At 53.2% G+C, this 21,014-nt stretch carries 14 protein-coding genes; 9 read left to right on the forward strand and 5 right to left on the reverse strand.

The window, feature by feature from the left end; translation table 11 throughout:
• Positions 1 to 248: 248 nt before the first annotated feature.
• Entirely contained in the window at positions 249 to 455 is a 207-nt protein-coding gene (locus JW953_22965) for a hypothetical protein (protein ID MBN1995568.1), read from the reverse strand.
• Entirely contained in the window at positions 455 to 865 is a 411-nt protein-coding gene (locus JW953_22970; protein ID MBN1995569.1) for a transposase, read from the reverse strand. The genes JW953_22965 and JW953_22970 overlap by 1 nt, the downstream gene beginning before the upstream one ends.
• Before the next feature lie 440 nt (positions 866 to 1,305).
• On the opposite strand from JW953_22970, the gene JW953_22975 reads away from it, so the two are divergent.
• Together JW953_22975 and JW953_22980 are read left to right on the forward strand one after the other, a co-directional pair.
• Positions 1,306 to 2,568, forward strand: coding sequence for a Lycopene cyclase (locus tag JW953_22975; protein MBN1995570.1), 1,263 nt, complete (start codon positions 1,306 to 1,308; stop codon positions 2,566 to 2,568).
• Positions 2,569 to 2,625: 57 nt separating this feature from the next.
• A complete protein-coding gene (locus tag JW953_22980; protein ID MBN1995571.1) occupies positions 2,626 to 2,820 on the forward strand; it encodes a hypothetical protein in 195 nt (64 codons plus the stop codon).
• Positions 2,821 to 2,823: 3 nt separating this feature from the next.
• Here JW953_22980 and JW953_22985 read toward each other — a convergent pair whose 3' ends face one another.
• The 3 genes from JW953_22985 to JW953_22995 all read right to left on the reverse strand — a co-directional run bounded on the left by JW953_22985 (position 2,824) and on the right by JW953_22995 (position 6,421).
• Positions 2,824 to 4,083, reverse strand: coding sequence for a glutamate-5-semialdehyde dehydrogenase (locus JW953_22985; protein ID MBN1995572.1), 1,260 nt, complete (start codon positions 4,081 to 4,083; stop codon positions 2,824 to 2,826).
• Between the two features lie 160 nt (positions 4,084 to 4,243).
• Entirely contained in the window at positions 4,244 to 5,395 is a 1,152-nt protein-coding gene (locus tag JW953_22990; GenBank protein ID MBN1995573.1) for a site-specific DNA-methyltransferase, read from the reverse strand.
• 21 nt (positions 5,396 to 5,416) lie between these two features.
• Positions 5,417 to 6,421, reverse strand: a complete 1,005-nt coding sequence (locus tag JW953_22995) for a class I mannose-6-phosphate isomerase (protein ID MBN1995574.1) — start codon at positions 6,419 to 6,421, stop codon at positions 5,417 to 5,419.
• A 28-nt stretch (positions 6,422 to 6,449) separates the two neighbouring features.
• On the opposite strand from JW953_22995, the gene JW953_23000 reads away from it, so the two are divergent.
• From JW953_23000 to JW953_23030, 7 genes are all read left to right on the forward strand, one after another.
• Positions 6,450 to 6,797: a hypothetical protein gene (locus tag JW953_23000; protein MBN1995575.1), complete on the forward strand. Its 348-nt coding sequence runs from the start codon at positions 6,450 to 6,452 to the stop codon at positions 6,795 to 6,797.
• Positions 6,794 to 7,120, forward strand: coding sequence for a type II toxin-antitoxin system PemK/MazF family toxin (locus JW953_23005; GenBank protein ID MBN1995576.1), 327 nt, complete (start codon positions 6,794 to 6,796; stop codon positions 7,118 to 7,120). The genes JW953_23000 and JW953_23005 overlap by 4 nt, the downstream gene beginning before the upstream one ends.
• Before the next feature lie 319 nt (positions 7,121 to 7,439).
• Entirely contained in the window at positions 7,440 to 10,655 is a 3,216-nt protein-coding gene (locus tag JW953_23010) for a glycosyltransferase family 39 protein (protein MBN1995577.1), read from the forward strand.
• A 127-nt stretch (positions 10,656 to 10,782) separates the two neighbouring features.
• Complete coding sequence (locus tag JW953_23015) at positions 10,783 to 13,938, forward strand: glycosyltransferase family 39 protein (protein MBN1995578.1); 3,156 nt, start codon at positions 10,783 to 10,785, stop codon at positions 13,936 to 13,938.
• On the forward strand, positions 13,938 to 16,649 hold the full coding sequence (locus JW953_23020; GenBank protein ID MBN1995579.1) for a glycosyltransferase family 39 protein: 2,712 nt from the start codon (positions 13,938 to 13,940) through the stop codon (positions 16,647 to 16,649). The genes JW953_23015 and JW953_23020 overlap by 1 nt, the downstream gene beginning before the upstream one ends.
• A complete protein-coding gene (locus JW953_23025) occupies positions 16,646 to 19,153 on the forward strand; it encodes a glycosyltransferase family 39 protein (protein ID MBN1995580.1) in 2,508 nt (835 codons plus the stop codon). The genes JW953_23020 and JW953_23025 overlap by 4 nt, the downstream gene beginning before the upstream one ends.
• Positions 19,154 to 19,172: 19 nt before the next feature.
• A partial coding sequence (locus JW953_23030) for a glycosyltransferase family 39 protein (protein MBN1995581.1) occupies positions 19,173 to 21,014 on the forward strand: 1,842 nt, incomplete at its 3' end.

Raw genomic sequence — 21,014 nt, forward strand, 5'->3', positions numbered from 1 at the left:
ATCTTGAAGGCTATGCCCTTTTTACCTAATTGTTCCGTGACGCCCCTACTATATCTGGGGGCTCTCACGGATATTCTGAAAGAGCCGTCTCGTTTTATCCCAATGGCTATCACATAAACCTCTCGGCCGGTTTGATTAATTGCATAATTATGACTATTATTATAGTTTGTTTGAACCAATTGTCAATGTACGAGGAAAAAATTTGAGATTCAGTGCATAGAATTTAGAAGTTTGAGGTTTATACTGGTTCAGCGGGAAATGAAATTTTGAGGTTCGGGAATAACAAGTTGAACCGATGAATTGGTTTTGATAGTTGGCCCCATTTGATGCTGTTGCTGCCGTTGCTGACGGGCCTGAGCCAACTTGCGTTTGCGTTCGGCCAGGATATGTTGATCCCGACCAGATAATCTATCTTTGGGGGCCATAGCCAACGGCACGGTGAAGCCGAACGTCATTATAGTTGGGTCATGCCGCAGTCTCGGATGAACAGCTTGAAATCACGGGCGATAAACTGGGGGCCGTTGTCAGAAATGATACGGGGCCGACCGGCAGGAAACTTCTCCCGAACACGCTGCAAGATGATCTCTACATCGGTTTCGGTCATCTGCTTTCGGATCTCCCAATGAACCAGGTAGCGGCTGTAGCCATCCAGCACCGAACACAGGTAGTAAAACGTACCGCCCAGGTTCAGGTAGGCAATGTAGATGTGCCAATACTGGTGGGGTTGACTGGGTTGGTCAAAACCCTGCCCTTTACGAGACGCAGTTCTGTCCCAACGCTGCAACAAGCCGGCTTGCTGTAGCACCCGATAGACACTGCTGAGACTGACCGCCACCACCTCCTCGTCAAGCATCATGTAACTCAAGCGACGGTATCCTTCCGCCGGGTGTTGGCGGGCATACGCCGCTATGGCTAATCGAAAGGTGTTTAGGATCGCATACAACGATGGGTTGTGGGATGTTTTTTCTTGATGTTTGCCATTGGCTCTTATCTCAGTCCCAGCCTGGGAGATTTTTGGAGTTCAGTAGTATTTCTCCCCTTCTGGGGGGAGGTTTTCTGGTTATCCTGCTGATCAGAAAGTACGTAGTCATCCTTCGGATCGGCGTCGTGAAATTTAGCCCTGCACGTAAGGCCAGGCTGGTGAAATTTTCTATTGTGATGCGCGTCATAAATGTCGTTGCCCTCATCCTGGGCTTTGTCGCCGCAATGAACCTTTACCCCCCACCCTACGTTCTTCCCCAAATTTTTGAGAAGATAAGTTTTTGCTGAAACTTTAAATACCTGATTGTCGTAATAGCAATTATGATGAAACTATACGACTTTATTATTGCCGGCGGCGGGGTGGCGGGCTTGAGCCTGGCTTACCACTTGAGCCACAGCCCGCTCCGGGACAGCTCAATTTTGATTGTGGACAAAAACAACGGATGCCAGAACGACCTCACCCTGAGCTTTTGGACGAATCAAGCCACTCTGTTCGATGACATCGTTTATCGTTCGTGGGATCAACTCCGCTTTGTGGGTGATAACTTGGCCAAGACCATAAACTTGGGCCATTATCGCTACCAGATGATCCGGGGCAGCGATTTTTACCGTTTTGTCCGGCAGGAGTTGTCGGCCTATCCCAAGATAGAATTTTTGCCGGGAACCATCCAGCGAATTGAGGGGGGCGACGAAGAAGCTAAGGTATGGGTTGATGGACAAATTTACCGGGGGCAGTGGGTTTTCGACAGCCGCTTTAAGTGGTCGGACCTCACCTTTGACTCGACCCGCTATCACTACTTGAAGTTGCACTTTAAAGGGTGGGAGATTGTTAGCCCGGAGCCGGTTTTTGAACCACAGGTGGCCACCCTACTCGATTTTCGTACCCCCCAACAGGACGCCCCACGATTTTTCTACGTGCTCCCCTTTTCTGAGCGCCGGGCGCTGGTGGAGTATACCCTTTTTTCAAGGAAAACCGTTAGCCAAAGTGAATGTGAGCACGCCTTGCGTGACTATATCGGAACCAGCCTGGGCATCAAACAGTATCGCATTTTGCAACAGGAAGGCGGTCTCATCCCGGTCACCGACCAGCCTTTCCCCCGCCAGATGGGGCCACGGATCATGACCATCGGCACGCCGGGTGGCAGGGTCAAACCCTCTACAGGATATGCGTTCTGGCGGATTCAGCAGGATTCGGCCAATATCGTCAAATCATTGGGCCAGGCGGGGCATCCTTTGGCCATTCCGCCCGACCCTGCCTGGTATGGTTTATGCGACTCGCTGATGCTGCATGTGATGCAGGGTCATGGCGAGCAAATTAAGCCCATTTTCACAGCCCTATTTAAAAACAACCCCATTGAGCGGGTGTTCCATTTTCTGGACGAGGCCGCATCTGCCTGGGAGTATCTGGCCTTAATTGCCTCCCTGCCGCCCCGCTTGTTTTTGCAGGCGTTGGGCCAAACGAAAATATGGGGCCGGATATTTGAACGGCCCAATCTATCGGATTTGGCCGCCAAATGGCGGTGGGGCCTGGCGGTCACAGAGAGCCGGTTATCAACGCCAAATGAAGGTATTGCCCCAGAAGTCTAACCAAGAAAAAACCACCGCCCTGAAGCGATGGCTATCTAAATATCAGGAGCTATGCAAATGGAACAACAAACAATCACCGCTAAAGACCGGGCCATGGCCAAACGCTGCAAGCAATGTCCGGTTTGCCGCCACGCCCGAAAAAAACAAAAAGGGCTGGCTTTTTGGTTTGTCAAAAACATTGAGCAGGACTTTTGCCCGGCCTGCCAGGCCTACGAAAAAGTGTACGGCCGCAAAGCCCACGAGCCGGTGTAATTATCAGGGGCGGATTTGGCCGTTGCCCAGCACCACCCACTTGTAAGTGGTCAACTCTTTTAGGGCCATTGGCCCGCGAGCGTGCAGGGGTTGGGTGCTAATGGCCACTTCCGCCCCCAGGCCAAATTGGCCGCCGTCGTTAAAACGGGTGCTGGTATTGACCATCACCGCGGCGGAATTGACCTCGTTCACAAAACGCATGGCGGCGGCATAATTTTCGGTGATGATGGCGTCGGTGTGGCTGGTGCTGTGCTCGTAAATGTGGTCAATGGCTTCATCCAGGTCTTCCACCACTTTAACCGCCACCACCAACGATAAGAACTCGGTATCAAAATCATCAGGGCCAGCCGGTTTTGCGACCAGGCGGTCGCCCAAAATTGATAAAGCGCGCGGGTCGCAGCGCATCTCCACCTCATATTCGGCCCAGGCGTCGGCCACGCGGGGCAGAATTTGCGCCGCCACCGCCTGGTGCACCAGCAGCGTGTCCAGCGCATTGCATACCGAGGGCCGCTGCACTTTAGCATTCACGGCAATCGGCGCTACTTTGGTCAAATCCGCGGCGGCATCTACATAAAGGTGGCAGATCCCCATGCCGCCGGTAATCACCGGCACCGTGGCGTTTTCAATGGCAAATTGATGCAAGGCCGCCCCGCCCCGGGGGATAATCATATCAATCAGGCCATTGGCCCGCAACATTTCTTTGACCAGGGAGCGGTCGGTTGATTCAAGCAACTGCACGCTGGCTGGGGGCAGCCCGGCCGCCTCGCAACCGGCGCAAACGGCATCGGCCAACGCCTGATTAGAATGCCTGGACTCCTTGCCGCCGCGCAAAATGGCAGCATTGCCGCTTTTCAGGCACAACGCCGAAATATCTATGGTCACATTGGGCCGGCTCTCGTAGATAACGCCGATCACGCCAATGGGAATGCGCCGTTTGCTGACCTGCAAGCCGTTGGGCAGGCGGCGGCTCTCGAACTCCTCCCCCACCGGGTCGGGCAAGTTGACAATAGATTTGACATCATTGGCCATGCCCTCCAGCCGGGTGGGGGTCAATAAAAGGCGGTCAAGCAGAGCCTCGCTCAATCCATTTGCCCGCCCGGCCTCAATATCCTGGTCGTTAGCTCCCAGAATAATCGGCTCTCGCTCCATAATAGTTTCGGCAATCACCTGGAGCGCCTTATTTTTAGCGGCAGTGTTGAGCGTAGCCAAAACCCGCGCCGCTTTTTTGGTTGCTTTACTTTTGGTAATAAGTTCATTGGTCATAAAGATAATTTTCCTCTCTCGCTCGGTAAATAGAATGCAAAAGGTTGCTCCTCACCACTCAGGCTTAATGGCTCTGTAACAAGCACCGCCGAAGGACGACCAATGACCAACGACCAACGACGATTGGTCGTTGGTCGTTCACCCTTCGGCGGTCAGGGCGTCAAAAGGTGATAGAGCTAAATTGCAGAGGTTCAGCACCCTTCTCTTCAGCCTCAAGATTTTTTCGAATGACCTCGCGCAGTTCATCAATGGGATGCAATTGCCCATCTTCGCCTTCAAAATACCAATGTTGCCAGCCGTTACACGGGCTACCCTGCATGAGGTGTTTTCCGGCTTGATGAATTGACCCTTCAAAACCATTCAGCAGTAGATTACCGTCCGGTTTAATTTGCGCCGTTTGGGCACGGTTATTTTGGAAAAATAGAAGCTGGCCGGGGGTCAGTAAATTGTGTTCCAGTAAACTACCAAATGGAATATGAGGGACCTGGCGTTTTTTGTCACCCACATCAAAAACATCATCCAGAGACAATGCTGGGGTCACTTTATCTATTCTGGCTTGCGCAATTTTAAGATACAGTTCTTCTCTTTCAATGCCAATCCAGCGCCGGTGTAACCGTTTAGCCACAGCCCCGGTGGTGCCGCTGCCAAAAAACGGGTCCAGTACAATATCGCCGGGTTTGCTGGCTGAAAGAATAACCCGGTACAACAACGCCTCCGGCTTTTGCGTGGAATGGGCTTTTTTATCGTTGAGTTTGATTCGCTCTGCGCCGGAGCAGATGGGGATAAGCCAGTCGCTGCGCATTTGTTTGTCGTCATTAAGCGTTTTCATGGCGTGGTGATTAAAAGTGTATTTGGCCCCTTTGGCTTTGCTGGCCCAGAGCAAAGTTTCATGGGCGTTGGTAAAACGCACGCCGCGGAAATTAGGCATAGGGTTTGTTTTGATCCAAACAATATCGTTGAGAAACCAATAACCCAGGTCTTGCATAATGGCCCCCACGCGATAAATGTTGTGGTAAGAGCCGATCACCCAAATGGCGCCGTTGTCTTGCAAAACCCGGCGACAGGCTGTTAACCACTTGCGGCTAAACGCATCGTAAGCCTGAAAACTGCTGAATTGATCCCAATCATCGTTCACGGCGTCTACTTTGGTCATATTGGGACGCCACAACTCTTGCTGAAGTTGCAGATTGTAAGGCGGGTCGGCAAAGATCAGGTCAACCGATTTTTCAGGTAAAGCGTTAAGAACTTCAACACAGTCTCCCTGGAGTATTTGATTCAAGGGTAATTCTTGTTTACTCATGAGTTTGACCATAACTGGCAAACTACTTATTTTCTATTCCGGCACAAAAACCCGCAGCAATACAGCAGGTTCGGTGACTTCAATTTTGAAATCGCCCAGGGCAGCCGGGAGCAGGACAAAACGAATGGCCGGCAACTCAAGCGGCTGGCCGGCCCAAACCACCCGGCCGGCCCCGGAAATAATGCCCCAGATTTCAAAGGTGCTGCCGTCGCACCGTCCCGCAAAGATTCCAGGTTGCTTAAACGTGAACTTTTCGGTGCGGAAATTGGGGCAGGTCACCAATAACTCATGGCACCCATCATCATCTTCGGCCAGCAATTGGGGCGTGATCGGACCCGGTTCTACCAACTCAAAATTAATCACGTCCAGCGCTTTATCAATATGCAATGGGCGGGGTTTACCATCAACCCCTACTCGCCCCCAATCATAAACGCGATAGGTGGTATCGGAGTTTTGCTGAATCTCGGCCACCACCAATCCTTCCATCAAAGCATGGACGGATCCCACCGGCACAAAAATAATATCATCCGCTTTCACCGGCACTTGGTGCAGGCAAGATTCCAAATTTTCCGCCTCGAGCGCCGCCCGAAATGATCCCGGAGTGACCCCGGCTTTGAGGCCATAGATGAGGTACGCCCCTTCTTCAGCGTGCAATACGTACCACATTTCGGTTTTGCCCAACTCGCCATTTTCATGGGCCTGGGCATAATCGTCGTCCGGGTGAACCTGCACCGAGAGGGGTTTGTGGGCATCCAACAATTTGACCAACAAGGGGAACTTCCCTCGCGCCAACATGGCCTGGGAGCGACGGCCCACCAAATTCAACCCTAACAACTTGGTTATATCCAGCAAGGTTTCACCGGCCAACGGGCCATAGTCAACCGGAGTAGACGACGAAGCATGGCCGGAGATTTCCCAACTTTCAGCCACAATACCCGGCGGCAGGTTGCGACCGAACTGTGTTTCAAGGGTCCGACCGCCCCAAATATAATCTCTAAAAACAGGGGTAAAGGTTAAAGGGTATATGTTCCCATTCATAGGGCTGATTTTGACTCAGGATTGCTTTTTGGGCAAATTCTCCATCGGCGGGAGAGGCTCCGTAATTTGTAACTCCCTAATTTTGCATATCGGGGGCTATCGTTTACTATTTGATGATATACCCTACGTGGGGTATAATGGCGGTATGAAAGTAAAGACATCTGTAACTCTATCAGACGAATTAATTGAAGCCATTGATGAGTACGGACGACCCTACAAAAACCGTTCGGACTTTATTGAAGCGGCAATTTGGGCGTTCATCAAACAGATTATTCGTGATCAAGAAAATGCACGCGATATTGAGATTATCAACCGCAACGCAGATCGCTTGAACGCGGAAGCTCAGGATGTGTTAGCTTACCAGGTTCAATTATGAAACGTGGTGAACTCTACCGGGTCGCACATCCAAGTAATGATCCGAAGAAATTCAGGGTATTTGTGATTGTGAGTCGTCAAGCTTTGATTGCTTCCCGCTTTTCAACGGTGATTTGTGCGCCGGTTTATACTACTCACGATGGTTTGGCCTCTCAGGTAGCAATAGGTGTGGATGAAGGGCTAAAACACGAGAGTGGTATTCATTGTGATGGACTGGTGAGCTTACCTAAGTCGGCACTCACAAATTATATTGGGATGTTGCCTCCAGATAAACTGGCCGTATTGGGCTACGCCTTGCGGGTCGCATTGGAGTTGCGAGATTAGGGTTTCCAGGCCACAATATTGGCCTGGATGACGGCCAGAAAGCGACCAGGATCAAGCCACAATTGGCCCCGTTTTTTGGCTGGTAATAGCGTTGGCGCCACCGCTGGTAACCATTGCATTATTGTGGGTTTAACCCATTTTATGATAAACTTCATTATGTAACTCATATTTGGCTCTACTAAGTTTGGGAACGAGAAAACTGACCGGGCGGTAAGGATAATAATCCCGCTTTGTGTTCTATCCTCATAGTGATATAATACGATAACCTAACATCACCCGGGCAAGGTCGGCTGAAGCCGGCCTTTATTATGTGACGTCAATGATGGGGCACACCCAACCCGCGCAAACTAAATGCATTAACAGGGAAACAGCCGCAGGGTTGGTTTTGCTGCTCCTGCTTTATCTGCTGGTTGCCCTGGCCCACGCTTACCTGGCCCCGCTGACCACCGGCCCGGATGAACTGGCCCACTACGAATACCTTCGTTTTATCGCCGAGCATGGCCGGCTGCCCCATACTTACGAGGAACGGGAACAGGCCAGCTATAAATCGGACCAGCCGCCGCTGTACCACGTGTTGGCCGCCCTGCCGGCCTCTCTGATTGACCCTGCCGGCCCACCCTTTCTCAAACGGGTCATTGACCATCCCCGCCGCCAGTTGATCGAGCGCACCCGCCATGCCTGGGGCCTCTACAACACCGAGGATGAACGGTGGCCTTATCGCGCCGAAATACTGCGCTGGCACATTGGACGGTGGGTGGCTATTTTGTTTGGCGCGGCTACCGTTGCGCTCACGTTTTTTATTGCGCGTGAGGTGTTTGCCAGGCTTCCGGCTATAGGAGAAGAGGCATTTTTTGCCCTGGGCGCAGCCGCCATTGTTGCCTTTATACCCCGTTTTGCCCTGACCGGCTCAATGCTTAATTACGAAACCACGATGGCTTTTTGGGCGGCGCTGTTTTTATGGGGGGTGTTGCGGGTGCAAAGAGGTAGAGACCAGGGGACAGGAGGTTTGCTTTATCTGGTGGTAATTGGCGTTTCTGCCGGGCTGGCAATTCTGGCCAAACTCAGCGCGATTATTTTGCCGCTTGAGGCCGTTATTGCTTTTTGGCTCATCCAAAAATACGCAATAAGCAATACCCAGTGCCTTCCCTGCTCATGGCAAAATTGGTTACGCAATAGCCTGATCACACTGGCTGCAACCGGCCTGGTGGTCAGCCTATGGTTTGGTTTTGTGGTGTATCAATTTAACACCGTGGCTGAAGACGGCTGGTGGATAGGCTTGCTCCGGCCCCTGATTGCGGCCGACGCCAGCGACGCCACCACCAACCGTTTACTAAGCCTTTTGACCGGCGGCGAGGCAGGGTTTACCGGGGCCATTGAGAATCTCGACACCGGCCCGCCCTGGGCGTGGCTGGCCATCTTTTTTCGCACGTTTTGGGTGGTTGGCATTGAGGAACACCAGCCGTTGGGTTGGTTGGGTTTGGTAGTTGCTTTGTTTTTGTGCACGCTGGCGACCTATGGGCTGGTTGGCATTTGGCGACGAAACGACCAACGAACTGTTCCTCAAGCTCAAGACAAGCCGGTGATAGCAGACCGCCGGAGCGAGCGTTTAACTTTATCTTTGTTGCTGTTACACCTGATCGCGCCCGTGGTATTGCCCTTTTTGCGTTATGTGGTTACTTTTAGCTTGGCCGATACGGCTCAAGGCCGGCATGTGTTGTTTATGGCCGCGCCGGCGTTTGCAACGTTGTTGGGGTGGGGTTTACGTGCAGGGGTATCACGTATCACGTGTCACGTATCACGTATCAAGGCAGACGTACGCCTCATTGTTTTTGGACCTGGGCTTTTTTTGTTCATTTGGAGCGGGGTGCAACTCTGGTATATGACCTGGGCTTACCTGCCGCTGTTGCCGGTTTGGACTGGGCCGGAAGCAAAGGCGCAAGTATCCTCTCAACTCAATCAGCCAATGAATGATTACGTCACCCTGATTGGCTACAACCACCAACTTGACGAAGACAGCCAAATGATGCGCTTGGATTTGCTATGGCAGGCTACGGCCGTCAGCCCGTTTGATTATCTTACGGAAGTTACTTTGCTCGATTCTCAGGGCGACGCGCAGGTGCAATGGTTGGGTTATCCGGCCAATGGCCGCTACCCCACCCGCGCCTGGGACGTGGACGATTTGGTGCGCGATACGGTGTGGTTGCCCCTGGCCGGGCTGGAGGCCGGCCCGTATGAGGTCAGGCTTAACCTGATTTCCGCCAGGCTCAACCCTCCGCCGCCACCGGAAACGCTAACCCTTTCCCCTTTAACTTTGACCACCGTCACCCTGCCGGATTTTTCCCAACCCCCATCCGCCGAATCTCGAATCTGGCAAAACGGCAAACCGCTCTCCGGGCCGCGAACTTTCCGCTATCGAGAAACCATTCTGGTCACGCTGGCCCCAAATCCGCCCGGTGAAGCCGCGCTGCAAATCATTGGCCCTGATGATGCGCTTGCTTTTGCCCCTGTTCGCCAACTCAACCGGACCGCTCTGTTCATTGTTGGGCCTGATTGGCCTATCGGCGCGTATCGGCTGCGCCTAACCTCCACCACTGCGGGTCAGGCGGAGTATCCGCTCATCAATGTGATTGACCGTTGGGAACGTCAATTTACGCCGCCGCCGATGGCGCGCGTGATAGAGGCTAATTTTGCCAACCAGGTCAAGTTGTTGGGCTACGATTTGGGAACAAACCGGGCCAAGCCGGGCGGCGGCATTCCCCTGACGCTCTACTGGCAAGGGTTGGATTGGCTGGGGGATGATTACACCATTTTTACCAAACTATTGGCCGCCGACCAGAGCGTGCACGGCGGGCGGGATCGTCTGCCGCAAGAGGGTTACCGCACGCTCTATTGGGCGCCCGGCGAAATTGTCACCGATCCCTTTGGCGTGCCGGTAGCGCCCGATGCGCCTGATGGCATTTATTATATCAATGTGGGGCTTTATAAAGAGGTAGCCGGGCAGGCAGTCTCGTTGCCGTTGGTACAGGATGGACAGCCTATTGAGGCCAGCAGTATCAACATCGGCCCCATTAAACTTGGCAATGCGCCCATCGGCCTGACTCTGGCCAGGGCCAATCCGCAGCATCCTCTCAATCAGCCCTTTGGTGACGCACCCAACCTCACCCTGCTTGGCTACGACCTCGAATCAGGGCCAGAGATACGGAATACGGAATACGAAATACGCTTAATTCTCTATTGGCGTTCTGAGGCTCCCCTGCCGGTTGATTACACTACCTTTGTTCATCTTCGTAATGCGGCCAATAATGAAGTTGTGGCCCAAAAAGATCAGCCGCCATTGAACGGAGCCTATCCTACCAGCCTGTGGGACCCCGGCGAGATCATTGCCGATGAAATTGTGATCCCCCTCCCTGCCGAATTACCCGGCGGGCAATATCAGCTTGTGCTGGGCATGTATGACTTTCAGACCGGCCAGCGGTTGGCAGTGTCAGGCAATCCGGCCAATGAGGTCAAATTGTTGGATGTTGAAATACCTTAGAAATTCCAATGCCAAACTAAAAACGTGTTTCTTAAATACGCCAGCATGGCATTTCGAGGAGCTTAGCAACGAGAAATCTCCTTCTGGCCACTGTTATAAGGAGATTTCTCGGCCTAACGGCCTCGAAATGACACTTAAGAAACACGTTCTAAGATTAACGCTGATCTTGCTGCTCTATTTGACTCTGGCCACAGTGTATAGCGTGGTTGTGCCCATTGGCCGGGGCGCGGACGAGTGGGCGCACTATTGGTATGCCCGGTTCATTGCCGAGCATGGACGCCTGCCGGCCAACCCTGCCGAGCGTGAAATGGCCGGTTACAAATCTGATTGGCCGCCCCTTTATCACCTGGCTGCCGCCGGCGTGACGGCCTGGATTGATCCGGCCGGCCCGCCCACTTTCAAATATCGGGCGGATAGCCTGCGCCGCCGGCTTGTGCCGGCATTAGGGCCGGAGGCCATCCTCCACACCCAGGATGAGTTATTTCCCTGGCAGCAAGAAATTTTGGTCTGGCATCTGGGGCGGTTTCTCTCGATAGGTTTTACGCTGGGCACTTTGCTGGTTACTTATTTTATAGCGTTAGAGATTTTTATAAGGGATAGGGTAGCAGGGAGCAAGGTAGCAGGGGTTCATACCTTAATCCAAAATCAAAAATCCAAAATCAAAAATCCAAAAACCCTGGCCCTCATTTCTGTCTTGATATTGGCTTTTAATCCGCGTTTTCTGTTTACCGGCATGCTGTTTAACTACGATAGCCTGACCTTGTTCATCGCCTCGCTTTTTTTATGGCTGGCTATTCGTATAGTCAAAGGGCGTCATTCTCACTGGGGTTTTTGGGCGTTGGGCGCTTTGGCCGGTTTGGGTTTGGTCACAAAGTATTTGACTGTTCTTCTGCCGTTGGAAATAGTGATAGTCGCGCTGATGGTGGGCGTAGGGCGGCAGGGGAGCGCTGCGCAGCCGGGGGAACGCGGAAATCAAGGGCTAGGCGGGATGACCTCACCGCAGTGGCGTTGGGTGGCGAAACGTTTGGGCCAGGCGGCTTTGGCTTACCTGTTTGTGGTCAGTGGGTGGTTTGCTTACCTGTTGGTCAATTTCAATGAGGTTGATACCTACGGCCCGGTGTTGGGCACGTTAGCCCCGCTCATCCGCGGCGACGCCAGCGACCGGACTGTAGAAGAACTTTTTGCCTGGATGAGCGGCGGTCAGGCTCGCCCTGTTTATATTGAGAAACAAAGTTATACAGCCTGGCAAATCATCACCGAACTGCCCACCACTTTTTGGAGCAACCCCATCACCCGGCCCTATCCCCTCAACTGGTTTGTGCTGTTGATGACGGTTATAGTTGGGGTAGCCGGGTTGGGATTGGTCCGGTGGTGGCGCGCGTCAACGCCTGTTCAATCTCGTTGGTTTAACCTCAATGCCCTGCCGCGTCGCCTGGCCTTTTTGTTGGCGTTTCACTGCGTTTTGCCCTTGCCCTTCATGTTGATCCGCCTGTTTGGGGCGCGGGATGCCCTGGAAGCCGTGCAGGGACGGCACATCCTGTTCCTGGCCGGGCCGGCGGTAGCTGTTTTATTGGTTTGGGGGGTAAGCGCAGTTGTGTCGGGTTTCACGTTTCATGTTTCACGTTTCACGTTTCAAGCCTGGCCGGGCCTGGTGTTGGTTGGAGCCGTTAGCCAACTCATTTTTATGGGGCAGGTTTATCCCCCCTTGTTGCCGGTTCAAACAACGCCTTATGCCGGCCCAGCCTCCCCCCTTTCGCCTGCCATAACGCTGCCCGGCGGCGCGCAACTCATTGGATACGAGACTTCCCCAATCCCTGATCCCTACCCCCTCCAACCTTCCTCTCTCAAGGTGACGCTTATCTGGCAGGGCGGCCGGGAACCGGCGCCGGAAGATTATCAAACGGAATTGGCTTTGGTGAATGAACAGGGCCAAATTGTCTCCGGTTGGTCGGCTTATCAAACCCAGGCGCGTTATCCTACCCGCGTTTGGGAGGCGGGCGACGTGATCCGGGATGAGGGCTGGCTGCCTTTGTTGAACGTGCCTGCCGGAGATTACGAACTGCGGCTACGAATTTTGGGCCAGTCAGGCGAAGTACTGCCCTGGCAGGTGTTGACAACGTATACTCTGGTCAAGCCATCGCCAGTAGTTAACCCGCAAAAATGGACTTTGTGGCGAAACGGCCAAATTGTCTCTCTCTCGCCCCTGTTCCGGGAACGCGAAACCGCTCAATTTGCCTTTCCTCCCGCTGCGCTGACCGGACCGGATGGCGTTCCCCGCTCCCCTGCTGCATCAGGTTCAATCTGGGCCAACTTTATCATCGGCCCGGAGTGGCCGCCCGGCGATTACCGCTTTGAAGGCGATGATGCGGTGGCGCTGCGGGTTAAGCCGAATGGCCGCAATTTTCAACTGCCGCCAGAAATGATGTATCCTCTTGAGGCCAATTTTGAGGGACAGGTCAAACTTTTAGCCTACCACCTGCCCACCCGCCGACTTCAGCCGGGCAATGGTTTGCCCCTTACCCTCTACTGGCAGGGATTACGTTGGTTGGGCGAAGAATTTGTCTTGTTTAACCGTCTGTTAGATAATAGCCAGGTTGCCTGGGGCGGGTCCGACCGTTTGCCCCAAGAGAATTACAGCCCGTTGCTCTGGGCGCCCGGCGAAATTGTCACCGATACCTTTGCCGTGCCAGTGGCAGTTGATGCGCCCGATGGGGTTTACACGCTCAGTTTGGGCTGGTATCGAGTGGTTGATGGCGAGGCAAAATCGCTAGTGATTCTCAATCCTGAAACCGGCGAACCAACCGAGGCAACTTCAATCACCATTGGTCCCATCAAGGTAGGCGGTCCGCCGACGGGGGTAACGTTCAATGAGGTGACGCCTCAAACAAACGTCAATGTTGTTTTGGGGGAACAAATCAAGCTGCTTGGTTTTGACCTGGTCAAACAAAACGCGGCGGCGTTTGATTTAACCCTTTATTGGCAGGCCGTCGCTCAAGCGGCAAGCGACTACACGGTTTTTGTGCATATCCGTGATGCCGGCGGCGCGGTGGCGGCCCAAAAAGACGCCCCTCCGGCAGGCGGCGTTTATCCTACCGGCTTGTGGGACGCCGGTGAGATCATTAGAGATGAAATCATGGTGCCGCTGGAAGAACTTAAGCCGGGAGCGTATGAAATTGTGATAGGCATGTATGATTTTAACACCGGCCAACGTTTGCCGGTGCCGGATTCGCCGGATGATGCCATTTGGCTGCAATCATTTGAGATAGGTGAGCGAACAAAGTAATGAGTCAGCGAATCGGGGAGTCAAAAAGCCAGGGGATCAGATTTCAATTGTCACCTTTTGGGGGTTTGGTCATCCTGGCCATAGTTTACCTGGCCCTGGCCATCACTCTTAGCCAGACCATGCACTTTAGCCGCGCCTTTGACGAAGGCTATCACCTGGAATACGTTACGTTCCTCAAGCAGCATGGTCGCTTGCCCCTTACCTACGCAGAACGCGCTCAAATTACGCGAGCCGACTTTCCCCCGTTATACCAACTGTTAGTGGCCCTGGTATCGGCCGGGGTGGATGCAGACGGCCCGCCCGATTTCAAACTCTTTTGGGATTCCTTCCGCTACCGGGCTATGGACCATCAGACCGAAGCCGTGTGGACCATTAACACCGAAGATTACCGGCCGCCCTACTTTGGCCGATTTTTAGTATGGCAAATTGGCCGGTGGGTTTCGGTTGTTTTGAGTTTGGGCACGGTCATCATTGTCTTTTTGACCTTGCGTGAAATACCCCTGGGCCGGAACCCCTGGCTGGCCCTGGCCGGGGCAGCCCTGCTGGCCTTTATCCCGCGTTATATTATTTTGGGGTCAACCCTGAACGACGATAACTTGTTGGGCCTGCTGGCGGCGCTTTATTTTTGGATGTTGGTGAAAACGGTCAACCGGCCGGAGCGGTGGTGGCCCTTTGTAGGGATGGGAATTTTCCTGGGCTTTTCCATGACGGTGAAATATACCCTGGTAGTGGTTCCGCTTGAAATTGGGCTGGTGTGCCTGCTGCTGGCCCAAAACAAAAATCTGGGTTGGGCCTGGGCCTGGCCGCGAATTGGCCTGGTTGGTATTATCGCCCTACTCTGCGGCGGTTGGTGGTTTGGCTGGAATTTATGGTTTTTGAATACCGTGGCCCAGGATGGTTGGTTTGCGGGGCTGCTGCGCCCCTTAATGGCCGGGGGCGCCGACGCAACCATGAACCGGCTGAGCGGTTTGGCCAGTGGCGGCCAGATTGGCCGCCCCGAATTGCCGGAGGACATTATTGTAGGTACTTTTCCGCAATGGCTGCAAACTACTTTTTTGTCCTTTTGGGGAATCAGCGATTTTGACTCGCCTTTTTCCGCTTACATTTATCTGGCAATCGGTTTGATATTGGCCGTTGCCGGATTTGGCCTCTGGCGGCTCTGGCAGGCCGATCCCGCTGCTCGCCGGTGGTTGGCGCTGTTAATTTTGCATACCGGCATTTTTGTGATCCTGCCCCTGGTTCGTTTTGGCTTGACCCGGCGTTTGAGCGTGGCGGCGCAGGGCAGGCACATTCTCATTCCGGCGGCTGCGGCTGTGGCCGGTTTGTTGGTGTGGGGCCTGAACACAGCTCTGCCTAAACAATGGCGTCGCCTGGCGCTGACCATGATATTGATTGGTTTTATGGGGTGGACAGGTGGGCACATCTATTTCCTTGCCGCTTCCGGCCCTGCTGCACTGCCGTTGCGGGCCATGCCGCAAGCGGCAGCTTGGCTGCCTGATCCTGTCAAGGCCAAATTTGGCGACTCAGTGGAGTTGGTCAGTTATGGTGTTGACCCCCAACCCGAACGCGGTTTGTTGGGCGTCAACCTGGCCTGGCGCTCTCTGGCCTATACCAACGAGAGTTATTTATTGAAAGTGACCCTGACAAATTCGGCCGGGGAAGTGGTGTCTCATTGGCTGGGTTACAATGGGCAGGGTCGTTTGCCCACGCTGGCCTGGGACCCCGGCGATTCGATTTTTGATCGCCTGGCTTTGCCGCTGCCCAACTTACCGGCCGGGGAATATCGGCTGCAAGTGGAAATGTTAAACGGGGCCGGCCCGCTTGGGGTGAGCGCCGAAGCGGGAGAAGATACAGCCCTGACCCTGGCCGATATTTCTCTGGCTGAACCAACTCACCTGGCCCTGTCCCGGCGCATGCGGGTGGTGTATTCCCGTGACGCACCAATAGAGGCAAATTTTGATCTGTGGCAGGCCGATGGCCCGGTCAAGGCAAACGCTTTTCCAACTTACCGCTATCCGGGTACGGTGTCGGTGGTGGTATCAGACAGTTCATTTGATGAGGCGGCCCTAAAATTGGAACTGGTGGCTGAAACGGGCCAGGCGTGGCCGGTCACTCAAGATGGGGGCAACATTTATCACTTTGTCATTGGCCCGCGCTGGCGGAGTGGCGACTATTGTTTGCGGATAACGTGGCAAAAAGGGGACGAGGTGCTGGCTCAGGCCACCAGCGAACTCATGTTGAGGATTGAAAATTGGTGGGAACGAAAATTTGACCCCCCGAAAATCGCCATGCCTTTGGCAGCCAACTTTGCCAACCAGGTCAAACTGCTGGGTTACAAACTGCCCCAAACCCAAGTGAAAGCGGGCGAAGCCTTTCCCTTGACCCTCTACTGGCAGGCCTTTGACCGGCCGCCCCAGGCCGACTTCATCCAATTCAATCATCTGCTGGATGAGTCTGGAACGCTGCGCGGCGGTTATGATCGTTACCCCCTGGAATATTACAGCACCTTGCTCTGGTCGCCCGGCGAAGTGGTGGTTGACGGTTATGCCGTGCCGGTTGATGTTGGCGCCCCGCCCGGCGAATACTTTTTGGATGTGGGGTATTACCTCACTGTTGGGGAGAGCGCGGTCAATTTGCCGCTGGTGGTTGGCGGGCAGATGACGGACGTGACCCGCGTGACCATTGGGCCGGTGGAGGTGGTAGCGCCGTGACCCCCAAACGGAAAAATGGAAGAATAGTGTCCTCGTCGGCCCGTCTTGCAACCTTCCCCTTTCCTCGCCTTCTCATTCTGGCGGTCATCTTACTGGCGGCCTGGCTCAGGTTGTGGCGGTTAGCCTCTATCCCTCCCGGCTTTTGGTTTGACGAGGGTCTCAACGGTATGGAAGCCGTTTGGCTGCTAAAAACCAAAACCTGGCCGGTTTTTATGGTGCAGGGGCAGGGCCGCGAGGCCATGTTTTATTACCTGCTGGCCCTATCGGTTTCCGGTTTGGGTGAAACAGTTTATGCTGTGCGTTTGGTGCCGGCCTTACTGGGAATTCTGTCAATCCCCTTAATGTATCGCTGGGGGCTGAGTCTTTATAAGGGCAAGCCTGGATCTGGTTGGCTGGCCTTGATTGGCGCGGCCGGACTGGCCGTTTCTTTTTGGTACTTGGTAATGAACCGGGTGGGCTACCGGGCCAATACCTTGCTGCCGGTTTTGTTGTTCACGGCCTACTTTTTTTGGCGCGGCTGGCAGACGGGTAAAATTCGATACTATTTTTTGGCCGGGATTGGGCTGGGTTTATGCCAGTATACCTATTTGGCCGGTCGCCTGGCGCCGTTGGTTTTTATGGCGTTTGTTCTGGCGCAAACGGCGCTGGCCTGGCGCAGCAACCGGGCGCGGGTCAAAAATGTTTGGTTGGGTCTTGTGATTATGGGCGGGATTGCCGGGTTGATCGTCATCCCGATGGGCCTGTTTTTTATGGACTTCCCGGAGCTTTTTTGGGCGCGGAGCGGGGATGTCGCCCTGAAAGTGGCCGGGGGGGGAAGTCAGGCCGGCGCGTTGGTTCAACACCTGCTGGCGGCGGGTCGGGTTTTTATTGATGGGCAGGACCCCAATTGGCGGCATCATTTGTTGGGACGGCCTGTTTTTAATTGGATCAGCACGGCGGGTTTTTGGGTTGGATTGGTGATTGCGATCAGGCATTGGCGTTGGCCGGAAAATGTGTTTTTGCTCTCGTTGCTGGTGGTGATGTGGCTGCCGGCGGTTTTGTCCGAGGCGAGCTTTCATACTCTGCGCCTGGTGGGGGTTTTGCCGGCCTATTACGGGTTGGCGGCCATCGGCTGGCTGAAGATCATTACCTGGTTGGGGAGCAGATTCTTAAAAAAAATGTCCGGCTGGCAGGTTGGCGCTATCGCCCTGGCGACTGTATTGTTGTTTAACGGGGCAACCACTTTTTATGACTATTTTTATCGTTGGGCCAAATTGCCGGAGGTGTACCGGGCTTTTGACGGGTCGGTGGTGGCCCTGGCCCAAAAATTAACTGCTTTGGAAGAAGACGTTCTTATTCCCTTTTACCTTTATACACACGCTTCTATGCGCTATTTGCTGCACAGCCATTTTCAGGAAACCGTGTTTGCGCCGGAAACCGCCATGGACCGGCAAAAAAATATATCCCTCCTGCTTCCTGATTATCCGGAGGACGACGGCGCTCCGCCGGCCTTTGTTTGGTTGAGCCGGGATAGCGCCGGTTCAGGCGTAGCCTATGTGTCGGCCGTGGCCAGGGAAATTAGCCTGCCGCTTTCAATACCCGCCGCGGTCATTGAGGACGACCGGGGCAATATCATTGCCCGGCAGTACCGGCTTGAAACAAAAGAAATAGCCCCACTTTTCTGGGATAAACTGCCTGCCAAAAAAGCCGCCGTAATGTGGGCCAACAACCTGGCTCTGGTGGATTATGCCTTTGACCCGGCCACAGTCTCACCCGGTCACACCGCCCGTTTAAATTTGGCCTGGCAAATTTTGGGGTATACCGGCCTGGCGCAGAAAATGTTTTTGCAGGTGTTGGATAGCCGGGGCCGGCCGGCGGGTCAGCAGGAAGTTGATCCCATCTCCAGAAAAATGTATCGCTGGCGCGATGAGGGCCTTATTTTTGAGCAACATTACCTTCCAATAGCCTCTGCCGCGGAGCCTGGACTCTATTTTGTCCGGCTTGGTTTTTTTGACCCCCAAACCGGCCAGCGCTTGCCGACGCAGAATTTGGATCATACTTCCTTAGGTGATGAATGGATTGTGGGGCCGCTGGACGTAAGCGTCAAGGGGAGTGCGCCCAGATCGCCCCAACAGCCGGTTAGGGCCAGGCTGGGCGAACAATTTGAATTTTTGGGATATTCGTTTTATCCTATGGCCGCGGAAAACGCAACCGAGATAGAGCTTTACTGGCAAGCTCGCGCACCGGGTGAGATTGATTACACCGTTTTTGTGCAGGCGCTTGACGCCCAAAATCAGGTGATAGCCCAGGTTGACGCCCAACCGCTGGCCAACATTTATCCCACCTCGCGCTGGCAGCCGGGGGACATTATCCGGGAAAAGTTTATCTTGCCGATAGCCGCGAGTGAATTACAGGATCGCCGGTTAGTGACCGGCATGTACAATTTAGCTACCGGGGCGCGGTTGCCGGTTTACAGTGAGCATGGCGATTTGTTGCCGGATAGTGTCATTCAGTTATTAGAGTAGGTTAGCCAAAGGTAATAGCGTGTTAAGTAAGGTAAGATCACACTTTTTTGAACACGGCAAACTATATATTTTGATTGTTGTTTTTTTGTTATTGACTTCAACTTATAACATCACCTTGCCCTTGGGGCGTGGTTACGATGAGTTTGCTCATTTTCAATATATTCGTTTTATGGCTGAACATCTTCGTCCGCCGATGACTGAGACTGAACGGGGACAGGGAGGCTACAAATCTCGGCATCATCCTCCCTTCTATCAGGGTGTGGCAGGTTTTCTTTTCTCCTGGGTTGATTCAGAGGACACTGTTTTTAAACGGGTCGTGTATGGTGACATACCGCAAGAAGCATTGATCTTTGAAGTGCAGGACGTACATTGGTTTCTGCCCACGGAGATAATGAATTACCCTTACCAACAAGCTATCCTGTTGTGGCACTTGAGTCGACTGTTTTCCAGCTTGTTAAGTGCGGGCGCTATCATTGTTACTTATTTTACTGCGCTGGAATTATTTCCTGGCAAAAAAACATGGGTCTTGCTGGCGGCGGCTACTCTGGCCTTTATCCCTCGCTTTGTTTACACCAGTTCTGTTGCCAGTGATGATAATATGCTGGCCTTTTTAATGGCGCTTTATTTGTTTTTGATGGTGCGGCTGATAAAAGGGTGCGACCATTGGTGTTTGTTCATTCTTTTGGGTGTTGTGTTGGGTCTGGGCATTACCACCAAATTTTCTATTGGCCTGGTGCCAGTGATGACGATAGCTATCTTTGGTTTTTTGGCGTGGCGACAAAGCTGGCCCTGGAAAACCCTGGTTAAAAGGACGGCGGTGTTGACGTTAACTATCTGTCTTGTATCCAGTTGGTGGTTTATTTTTGTGATTTGGAATTTTAATAAGATAACAACCGAAGGGTTTTTTTGGGGTATTCTTAATGCTGTTCTGCCTCACGTGGTCAATAACGTGAGCGGGGCTGACCTGTTAGCCGCCTTTCAGGACCCTCCTATGGTGGAGCGTCAACCTTTGCTGATGGGGCCGTGGCTGATTCACCTGGGGCAGTCTTTTTGGGCGGTGCCATTTATTACAACCCTGACGGGATTTCCCCTGGAACCCGGCGTGTTTTGGCTTGTTTTGATGGTAGCAGGTTTGGTAATAGTAGGTTGGATCATGGTGTGGCCGCGCCTCAACCAAGTGCAGCAAATCAGCTTGGTGATTTTGGGGCTGTTTATCCTGTCCTTTTTACCCTTTATGTTAATGAGATATTATCTTAACGGTATCATTTTTGAGACAGCTCAAGGACGGCATATTCTTATGCCGGCAGCGGCGGCGGTTGGAATTTTACTGATGGTTGGTTGGGCAGGCTGGACTCGGCCAACGGTATTCAACTGGCTGCGGCCGCTCTTGCCTATGTTCCTGCTCTTTTGGAGTCTTATTCATCTCCATTATATCTACAATGTCTATCCCAAACCCTTACCCCTTTCCATCAATTCTACTACCATGCTCCAGGTTGATACACCTGTAAACCTGATGTTTTTTGATTCATTTGAATTTGTTGGCTACAACGTTGATGTTTTGCCAGATCAAGCCATCTTGGAAACCACTCTGGTTTGGCAGGCCCATCAGCCAGCGAGTAAAGATTATCTGGTGGAGGTGCAATTGCTGAATCAACAGGGTCAATTGGTTTCCCACTGGATCAGCCATGCTGCGGATGGGCTTTATCCCACCCGGGTTTGGGAGAGGGGAGAGATAATCTACGATCGTGTTAAATTGCCTATATACAATCTTAACGCCGGTTCTTATACTCTACAAGCTTATCTCCTGGAAGCCTATCAACAACCCTTGCTCCAGGTGGCCGGGCCTCTTTTTTCTGAGCCG

The sequence above is a fragment of the Anaerolineae bacterium genome, from assembly GCA_016931895.1.
GTDB lineage: Bacteria > Chloroflexota > Anaerolineae > 4572-78 > J111 > JAFGNV01.